Origin of the sequence: Sinomicrobium pectinilyticum (assembly GCF_003725735.1) — a bacterium.
Taxonomy (GTDB): domain Bacteria; phylum Bacteroidota; class Bacteroidia; order Flavobacteriales; family Flavobacteriaceae; genus Sinomicrobium; species Sinomicrobium pectinilyticum.
Genome location: NZ_RJTM01000204.1, coordinates 1 through 9,291, shown reverse-complemented (window position 1 = coordinate 9,291; position 9,291 = coordinate 1). Strand labels below are relative to the sequence as shown.

The window sequence follows — 9,291 nt, the reverse complement described above, 5'->3', positions numbered from 1 at the left end:
CCCTGCGGGGGGTACCCCCCGCAGGGGAGAACAACCAGACAGAGTTTAATTTACAGACCCCCGTATTGGAGAGTTCACCTGGGTTTGGTATTTTCCAAAAATTGGAGTTTCATCACTTACCACAGCATACTCTTCCAAGGGATCGATTCTTTTCAAATGATGCTCTTCGAAACCTTCCAATTCCTCTATCAGCTCTTCGTGTTGAACACCAAAGTCAAAAATTATTTTACTATTCCCCAGTTTATACTTTAATTTTTCATGTTCTTTCCTTTCAATTTCTTCCTGAGAGAGATCGTTTTCATCATCCACCTTTATCTCATCATCACCTGAACAGCTCCATAAAAGGAATATTCCTAATAGTAGTAATACTTTTTTCATCTATAAATCATTTTATTGCTTTTTGATTTGCCATAAAGATATATAAAATCCTCTTTGCTCTTAAAATGATTTTCTTGAACAGCCGAACAGCCTTCCTTTTCCCTAAAAACAAAAAAGAGCATCCTCAAGAGAATGCTCCTTCACGGGTGGAAGACCGGTCTCGAACCGGCGACCTTCGGAACCACAATCCGACGCTCTAACCAACTGAGCTACAACCACCATTTAATTGCGGATGCAAATGTAATTTTTTATCGTCTATCCGCAAAGAAAAAATGTAATTTTTTATATCAAATCCTGCAGAGAACGTACCGCCACATGGCGTTCCGCCGTAAACCCTTCCGCGTGGTCCACCCCTACTATACGGCCTAAATCCCTGGCCCTGTAGGTGATGCTATCCAAAAAGTTCCTGCTGCTGATCGGTGTCTCCGGCTCCTTACTGTGCGGATCAAAAAATTGCGATGTGTAAGCAGAAACGGCCTCTACTTTCATATGTATAAACCCGGACACATCCACAACTACATCAGGTTCGAGGTTTTTCCATTGGATATAGTGGTAAACCTGTTTTGGCCGCCATGCTTCCTGCCCGGTTTCTATTTTTACCAACCCGCTTAAAAAACAGGCGTCACTGGTTAACTTGCTTCCTTTTCCGTGATCTATATGCCTGTCGTCAACAGCATTGCAAAGTACTACTTCAGGACGATATTTTCGTATAATTTTTATGATCTCCAATTGATGTTCTTTGTCATTTACAAAGAACCCGTCGGCAAACGCCAGGTTTTCCCTTACGGCTACCCCCAGTATTTCAGCGGCACGGGCCGATTCTTTATCGCGTAGTTCGGCAGATCCCCTGGTTCCCAGTTCACCCCGCGTAAGATCCAGTATTCCCACTGTTTTACCTTGCGCAACTTCCTTGGCTATCGTGGCCCCGCATCCCAGTTCCACATCATCGGGATGTGCCCCGATAGCTAATATATCCAATTTCACTTGTGACTTCCTTTCCCTTAAATGGTTATAAAATTATCTCTCTGCAAAATTATTATTCCAAAGCAAAAAAAGAGACTTCTCCGGCTTTTTCTTTTGTTTTTATGGCTTTCTTTTACCCTACCAGCTCCGTTACTTTTACCAGCGCCTGTTCTATGTCTTTTATAAGGTCCTTTTTATCTTCAATTCCTACGGAGAAACGCAATAATCCGTCGGATATTCCCTGTTTATGCCTTTCTTCGGTACTCAGCAAGGCATGGGAAGTAAGCATGGGAGAACTAATGGTACTCTCCACCCCGGCCAGGCTCATGGAAGGTTTTATTAAACGGAGTTCCTTCATAAACTGCCGGGCATCCAATCCGTCACGTAGCTCAAAGGATAACATTCCTCCGAACCCTTTCATTTGTTGTTTTGCCAGGGCATGGTCCGGATGGCTTTTCAGGCCGGGATAATATACGGCAGATACATCCGGGTGTTTTTGCAGGAACCTTGCCAATTTTCTGGCATTCCGGTTTTGTGCCTTTACACGCAGCCCAAGTGTTTTGATACTTCGCTCCAGCAACCATACCGTATAATCGCTCAGGTTTCCCCCGAAATTTTTACCAAACTGCAGGACTTTCTCCACATGCTCTTCAGAACCTGCCACGGCTCCGGCCAGTATATCACTATGTCCCCCGAGGTATTTGGTGGCACTGTGGATAACGAGGTCTATACCAAAATCGGCCGGGTTCTGGTTCACCGGGCTGGCAAAGGTATTATCGAGCATAGATACCAGGCCGTGTTTTGAAGCTATTTGGGCAACTGCTTTTATATCGGTTACCGTAAGCAACGGGTTAGAAGGGGTTTCTATGAAAATGACCCTGGTGTTCTTACGGATACAGGTTTCGAAGTCTTCGGGGGCCCATCCCTCTGTAAATGTATATTCGATCCCGAATTTATGAAATTCTTCGGTTACCAGATTAAAAGTTCCGCCGTACAGGGTCTTCTGCAGCACCACATGGTCGCCCCGGTGCAGAAATGCCATCAATGCCGAACTGATCGCAGCCATGCCACTACCAAACAATAATGCTTTCTCCGTATGCTCCAGCGCCGCAATTTTACGGGAAAGGGCTTCCTGGTTCGGCGTATTGAAATAACGGGGGTAACGTTTTGCCTCCACGTCTTCGAAAGCATAGGATGTAGCCATGTACAAGGGAGATATTGCTCCCCGGTATTTTTCATCCCGGAGTTCTCCGGCATGTACACACAAAGTGTTTAACTCTGGTTTCTTGTCTTTCATAAGGGTTAAGTTATATTTCAGGTTCTTGCTGATTCAAATAATAGAAACCTCATAATCCCCCGGATAATGCCGGTCAAATCAATCCCTACCACTTCCCTGTCCTTAAAACGGTCCTGAAGGGAGAAGGGGTTGTCATCCTTTCTACAGTTATAAGCAGGCTCAATGACAGATTGCCGGCAATACAAAATTGGCATGAGAACGGTATACGCAAGCCATTACCAACCTGTTTACCAGGCATTGCAATTCTATAATATTCAATTGTTTTTCCGTACTACAAAAATAAAGAGAGTTAAACAATTCTTACCGGCATACGATCTGTACTCCTTCCGAAGCTGCTTTTTTATCCTCTCTATGGCCTTTCCCAGGTTTTTCTAGTTGTCTGGCGACACACACGGTCCGGAGAAGTCCTGTTTTACCTTTTGTCATTCGTATTTTCTCAGCTTTTAATCCAGTCGGTGATAACGGGATCATTTGGCAGGGTCTTCGGAGCAATAACCTTTACCAGATGACCGGACTCATCGATCAGGTATTTCTGGAAATTCCATTCTACTTCCGAATCTTCCTTGCCATTTTTCGCTTTCCGGGTAAGGAATTCGTAAACAGGGTGCATATCTTTCCCTTTCACCGAAATTTTGCTCATCATAGGAAAGGTCACCCCATAATTCTGTTTACAAAAAGCGGCTATCTGCTCGTTACTTCCGGGCTCCTGCCCTCCGAAATTATTAGCCGGGAAACCGACGATCACAAAATTATTGTTTTTATACATGTCGTAAAGTTCCTGCAGGCCTTCGTATTGCGGGGTAAGTCCGCACTCGCTTGCCGTATTTACCACCATGATCTTCTTTCCTTTCAAATCACTGAAATCAAAGGTATTGCCATACAGGTCTTCTACTTCAAACTGGTAAATCGTTTCTTTATCCATAACATTTTGTTTTTGCCCATACACTGTCACAAATAACAATATAAAGGCCGGGATTAACAGTTTTTTCATCATTCTGAATATTTACATCTAAGGTAATTATATTTGAGGGTAATACAAAAGACAAAACAAGAAATAAAAACTCCCGGAAACCGACAGTTCCTTGAGAGGATACTGCCTTTATCCGGGAGTTGCTCCTGGTGAGAAAGTATAATTTATTCTACTCCGGAAATCTCTTTTAAGGTTATGTTCCTCCAGTATACTTTTATTCCTCCCCCATCATGAATCTGCAGTGCTATTTTACCGTTGGCTTCTCCTATTTTATCATCTGTAAAATCGATCATCTGTTCTCCGTTGAGCCAGGTGGTAACACGGTCGCCCTGTACTTTTATTTTCATATGGTTCCACTCACCGTATTTGAGCGCTTTTTCCTTTTCCGGTTCGGGTTTTATGAGCCATCCCCGACCATAGGACTCGTAAACTCCTCCTGTGTGAAGATCGGGCGGGGCTACTTCTACCTGCCATCCGGAAATTTTGGTCCCTTCTATATCGGAACGGAAGAAAACACCGCTGTTACCGTCAGCTTCCTGTAAAAACTCCACATCCAGTTCAAAGTCCTTATAGCTTTTGTCGGTGGCAAGGTACCCGTATTCTTTGTCCGGGCCACTTTCGGCAACCAAAAGCCCATCTTCGACATACCATTTTTCCGTACCGTATATTTTCCACCCGATAAGGTCTTTTCCGTTAAAGAGCTCTGTTTTTCCTGAATTACATCCGCTCAGGATCAAGGCCATCAGACAGGCTAGTATTCCGTTTTTCATAGTGTAAATCCTCATAATTTTCTTATTTTAATATTTTTAAACCATATAAAACTTCCGTGGTCCTGCAGGCCGATAAATCCTGATTTTGCCTTGCCGTAATCAGGAAAGTCTTTCCACTTCCCTTCGCCCTTCCGCTTTTTCCAATCATCGGACCACGGCTCAAACTCTACTGTTTCTTTCCCGTTGAGCCAATAGGTAACTTTTTCAGGGGTAAATACGATAAGGGTAGAGTTCCATTCTCCCGCGGGTTTTACAGCTCCTTCGTAATTGGGAGTATACATCCCGTAATCCGCTCCTATAGACTGCCAATCTTCCAGTTTTTCCGGGAATCCTATCTGGTCTATCATCTGGTATTCGGGAGCGTTGTAATAGGGAGCATCGTATTGTTCTCCCTCCAGGACATGATAGAAAACCCCACTGTTCCCTCCTTCGGCTATTTTCCACTCCATGGAAAGCTCAAAATTTTCGAAAGGTTCCTTTCCGTACACAATGTCTCCGCCTATGTCCCCACCTTTTCCAAGGGATTTCAGCGTGCCGTCTTCGACCACCCAGCCATCGGGCAGGGTTTCCTGGTTATAGCCTCGCCATCCGTCTGCGGTTTTCCCGTCAAAAAGTAATACCCAGTTTTCGGATTTTTCCTTGTCGGTCAGGATATTATCCTTCAGAGGCATTTCCATGGCATTCGGCATTTCAGTTTCCTTTTGCCGTTCTTTTTTCTCGGTCTTACAAGCCCCGAAAACCAAAACTGCCACACCAAGGGTTATCAGTGTTTTTTTCATTTTTGTTGATTTTTGAATAAAATATTTCTGATTTTGTCTAACAGTTTCCTTCTTCTTATCCGATTACTTTCATCTGTACCGGGTCCCATTTAATGTATTTATTTTGAAAATAGCTATCATTACACAGCAATGCCGGGGCTGCGGCACGGAAACCAAACACGGGGTCTTCCACTACCGTCCCACCATGACGAATAGCCCGGAAAAAGTTGGCGAAATGATCGTAATGAGCCCCTTTGTATCCTTTTTCTGCCTGATATACGGTCTCAGTCGGCGGAAGTATTTTCTTTCTGCCCGCATATCCGCCTGTTTCTTTTACTTTTTCCTGAAGGAAAGGATCTGCATCTATATGGTTATTCCGTTTCAATACCACATCATCCCAGGTAATTTCCATAGCGCCTTCGCTTCCCACAATTTTAAGGTATGTAGAACCACTGGTCCCGTCTACGAAATTACAGCGCAGGGACAGATTAAAAGCGGGATGCTGCCGGCTTTCCGGATAATTGAATATCCCCAGTAAAACATCCGGAACCTCACGGCCGTCTTTCCAGTACCGCAGCCCACCCATGGCCGATATTTCATCGGGCCCGTAAGAACCGGTTATAAAGTGCAAACTGGAAAACAGGTGCACAAACAGGTCACCGGACATACCGGTACCATAATCCAGGTAATTTCTCCAACGGAAAAAACGAAGCGGGTCGAAAGGATGCTTTTTTATATTGGAAATATACCTGGTCCAGTCTACTGTCTTTTCAGAAGCATCTTCCGGCACAGCATACTGCCAGGCTCCCAGGGGAGAGTGCCTTGCCCAGAAACCTTCAGCGTAATTGATATCTCCTATAGCCCCTTCTGCCAAAAGCTGTTTTGCCTTTTCATTACCCAAAGAAGAAAGCCCCTGGCTACCGACCATATATATTTTTCCGGATTTTTTCCAGGCATTGATCAACTCATGCCCTTCATCTACGGAATGTACCATCGGTTTTTCACAGTACGCATGTTTACCGGCGTTCAAGGCATCAATACTGATTTGTTTATGCCAGTGGTCGGGGGTACCGATAATAACGGCATCAATATCTTTTCGCTTTAATATTTCCTTATAATCTTTTGTTTTGAATAAGTGATTTCCCCATTTTTCACTGGCCTGGTCCAAGCGTCCGTCATAAAGGTCACAAACAGCTATCATCTCTACATTGTCGTGTTTGAGGGCAGTATTCATATCTTCTGTTCCCATTCCCCCCGCGCCTATAAGGGCAAGCTTCAGCGCTTGTTCTCCTGAGGAATTGGCTGCCGGTCTGTTCAGGTAAGTGACCTTACTGCCCTGTGTACCCATGGTGTCTTTGGCAAGGATCGCCGGGGTTACTGCAGTTGCTGCTCCCGCCAGGCCGAGATTTTTCAGGAAGGATCTTCTTTTGTTCTCCATAGTCGGTTGATTTTAAAGTTTAACTGCTGTAAACTTACTGGCACACGGGATATTAACCGGGGTAATATTCGGGGTAATAACAAAAAATTACATTATTTTACCATCATTACACCGGGAAATCCGGTTCACATATTTCCCCGTAAAAGTTCTCGTATAACCTCTTGTAATGATCTATCACCTTTTTGGCAAGCGTGTGTTTGCCTCCCCGTAAAAGAATGGATACTTTACGCTGCACTGCAGGTTCATAGAGAGAATCGGTCGTAAGAATGGCCCCGATAATGCGAAGTTCTTCTTCATCCGTAAACATCTCTGTATTTTCCATACATGGTACGAGTACATCCAGTATCTTATTGGCATAATCGGATTTAAAAATATCTACCCACTCCAGTTCAGTCTGAGGAAGAATAGGGCCACGACTTACCAGATCGGCCCATTGTAAAATACTGTCTTTATCGGGTAATATTTCTTTGCTACGTGAAAATACCGGAATTCTGCGGTCTATCTCCCAGATATCTATCTCCACATTATTCCCTGCTTCCAGTCTCCACATTTTGTTGGCGTACACAATATATACATCCAGTTCGTTTTCGAAAATATTGCGGATCTCCTTAATATGGGTACTGCGATTATTTTTCACACTATCCGCGGAAAAACCCGGCCAGAGTAAATTTCCCATTTTTCGCGACGATATTCCTCCTTCTTTGAGCGTATACAGGATCAGCAGGAGAAGGAGTTCCTTTCTTTTAGGTGACAGCCGGAAGGTAATGTCTTCGCCACTACTACCGATAAGCTTGAACTCTTCCAGCAATTGTATTTTGTTCTTCCTATATTTCTCAATGCTATCGGGGATTGTTTTCTTTTCTTTCGTTACGGCAATAGCCGGAACTTTTTTTCCTTTTCTTTTCTTCCGATAATAGAATAAGGCACTTATAATGACGAAAAACAATACACCACCTGTAGCATAAGGCATAACGCTAGCCGGGGAAACCGGAATAACACCAGAAGCATACACTTCTCTGACTTCACTATCGCTGAGTGCCCTGTTCCAGACGCAAAATTCGCTGAGCCTCCCCTTATAATACTGTCCCCAGAGGTTGGAACCTATGAGAACGGAATGGCTGGTCTGCTCCAGAGCGGATGCCGTAGTTTCATCTACCAGTTCGCCATTTATATAAAAATATATTTTTTTATCTAGAGAATACACATAGGTAAGATGTGTCCATGTATTAACCCCGAGCAGGTTTCCTTCGCTATAATGGTCTTTAAGCCCCGGTGTGGTGAATTGTAGTTTTCCGTTAAATATTTTAGCGGAAAAAGCTTCTCCTTTACCTACAAGGCTCAGGCTTCCGGTAATTTCTTCGGGCTTTACCCATGCCGATACGGTTATTTCATTAAAATCCGAATCCCGGGCATCCCTGAAGTCTATATAACTCGTCTTCCCGTTGAAGCAGGCTACCCGTCCCCGCTCCTCGTCTTCTTCAAACTTCACATCGGTATAGGTCCCGTTATCATATGGAGGTACGGTATTAGCCGTATTTTCCCGTAACGGAAGGTAATACCGCAGCCCTTCTTTTATGTCATAGGGATACGCCTGAAATACTTTTATGCTGCCACGTACACTGCCACTGAACGAAAAAATATCCGGGGAAAACCAGTATCCCCGCTTTTTCGGGGAAAGCTTCTCCGAGGTGGTAACAATAGGACCACAGGATTGTGTGTGCGGTAATTCTTTCCATTTTACCCCTTCAAGCGGACGATTACCCAGGTGTACATCCGCGCGTTTAAAAGACAACCCGGAAATACTGTCTATATAAGGCCGCCATAAAGACGGGATATCGGTATGAATAAAATTGGGAAGTTTGCCTTCCTTCCGCAACAAGTTCTGCAATATGCTTTTGGTCGTATTCTCCGTTTCTTCATCTTGTATATCCACAAAAGTCAAAGGCCTGCACCTGTCTTGCCCGTGAAGCGAATCTCCTTTATAAATCAGAGAATTAATCCAGTTCTCCATGGCAAAAGCAGATGATGTGCCTCCTTCCGCAAACACCAACAACCCGTTGTCCTCCATAGTATTTAATAGCACTTTGCTCTCCTTTTCCAAAAAAGGGGACAGGCCGGATGCTTCTACTTTATCAATAAAACCGTTATAATTTCCCTTTACGAAAAAAACAACAACCTGTGGTGTCTCCGTTCCTTCCAGGAAAGTCCGGAAAATACGGATGTGCTCTTCTGTGAATTTATCTGCATCGAACATGAAAGCACGGTAACCGTGCTTCAATTTAAAATCGGCTTGGGTAAGGCCCTCTTCTGTCAAAAAAATACTTTCGGACAAAGATTGTCCGTAAAACGATGTGCTTGCAAAAGCAAGTAACAGAAGGAATAAAACAGATAAAAATTTCCGGGCAGGCATTGGTTGGCTACTTCTTAATTTTCTCCTAAAGTATAAAAAAAGAAAAGCTGTTCAAAACCGGATAAAAGAAATAGATCATTTTTTATAACAATCATGAAGTGCACGGGACGGGAAGTTTTCAGCCCCTGTAAATTTGGAAATATCTTAATGTCTTGTTTGTCCGGCCAAACGAAGAAATTCTCATATGCGGGAATTTTTAAAATTGACAGTTCCGGGATATTGCGGAGTAAATAGCAGGTTTTAGTATTTGGAATAGTGTTTTCTTTCGGTGTGGGGTATAAAAAAACCCCTCACTGTTTAGTGAAGG

The 9,291-nt window shown here is 43.7% G+C and carries 8 protein-coding genes and 1 tRNA gene; all 9 read right to left on the bottom strand.

Annotated elements, in window-relative coordinates; all coding sequences use genetic code 11:
* Positions 1–45: 45 nt before the first annotated feature.
* The 9 genes from ED312_RS23245 to ED312_RS23205 all read right to left on the bottom strand — a co-directional run bounded on the left by ED312_RS23245 (position 46) and on the right by ED312_RS23205 (position 8,888).
* Positions 46–378, bottom strand: coding sequence for a hypothetical protein (locus ED312_RS23245; RefSeq protein ID WP_123218412.1), 333 nt, complete (start codon positions 376–378; stop codon positions 46–48).
* A 144-nt stretch (positions 379–522) separates the two neighbouring features.
* A tRNA-His gene (locus tag ED312_RS23240) sits at positions 523–598 on the bottom strand.
* A gap of 62 nt (positions 599–660) precedes the next feature.
* Positions 661–1,362 carry a bacillithiol biosynthesis deacetylase BshB1 gene (gene bshB1, locus ED312_RS23235; protein ID WP_123218411.1) on the bottom strand — a complete coding sequence of 234 codons (702 nt, stop codon included), beginning with the start codon at positions 1,360–1,362 and terminating at the stop codon, positions 661–663.
* 112 nt (positions 1,363–1,474) lie between these two features.
* Positions 1,475–2,638: a trans-sulfuration enzyme family protein gene (locus tag ED312_RS23230; RefSeq protein ID WP_123218410.1), complete on the bottom strand. Its 1,164-nt coding sequence runs from the start codon at positions 2,636–2,638 to the stop codon at positions 1,475–1,477.
* 436 nt (positions 2,639–3,074) lie between these two features.
* Positions 3,075–3,629: a glutathione peroxidase gene (locus ED312_RS23225; protein ID WP_123218409.1), complete on the bottom strand. Its 555-nt coding sequence runs from the start codon at positions 3,627–3,629 to the stop codon at positions 3,075–3,077.
* Positions 3,630–3,772: 143 nt separating this feature from the next.
* Entirely contained in the window at positions 3,773–4,393 is a 621-nt protein-coding gene (locus ED312_RS23220; protein WP_240643179.1) for a 3-keto-disaccharide hydrolase, read from the bottom strand.
* Positions 4,390–5,157, bottom strand: a complete 768-nt coding sequence (locus tag ED312_RS23215; protein WP_123218408.1) for a 3-keto-disaccharide hydrolase — start codon at positions 5,155–5,157, stop codon at positions 4,390–4,392. Before ED312_RS23215 ends, ED312_RS23220 begins: the two co-directional genes overlap by 4 nt.
* A 55-nt stretch (positions 5,158–5,212) precedes the next feature.
* Positions 5,213–6,574 (bottom strand): Gfo/Idh/MocA family protein, encoded by a 1,362-nt coding sequence (locus ED312_RS23210; RefSeq protein WP_123218407.1) that lies wholly within the window; start codon positions 6,572–6,574, stop codon positions 5,213–5,215.
* A 106-nt stretch (positions 6,575–6,680) separates the two neighbouring features.
* Entirely contained in the window at positions 6,681–8,888 is a 2,208-nt protein-coding gene (locus ED312_RS23205; protein WP_170164614.1) for a LamG domain-containing protein, read from the bottom strand.
* Positions 8,889–9,291: the final 403 nt, after the last annotated feature.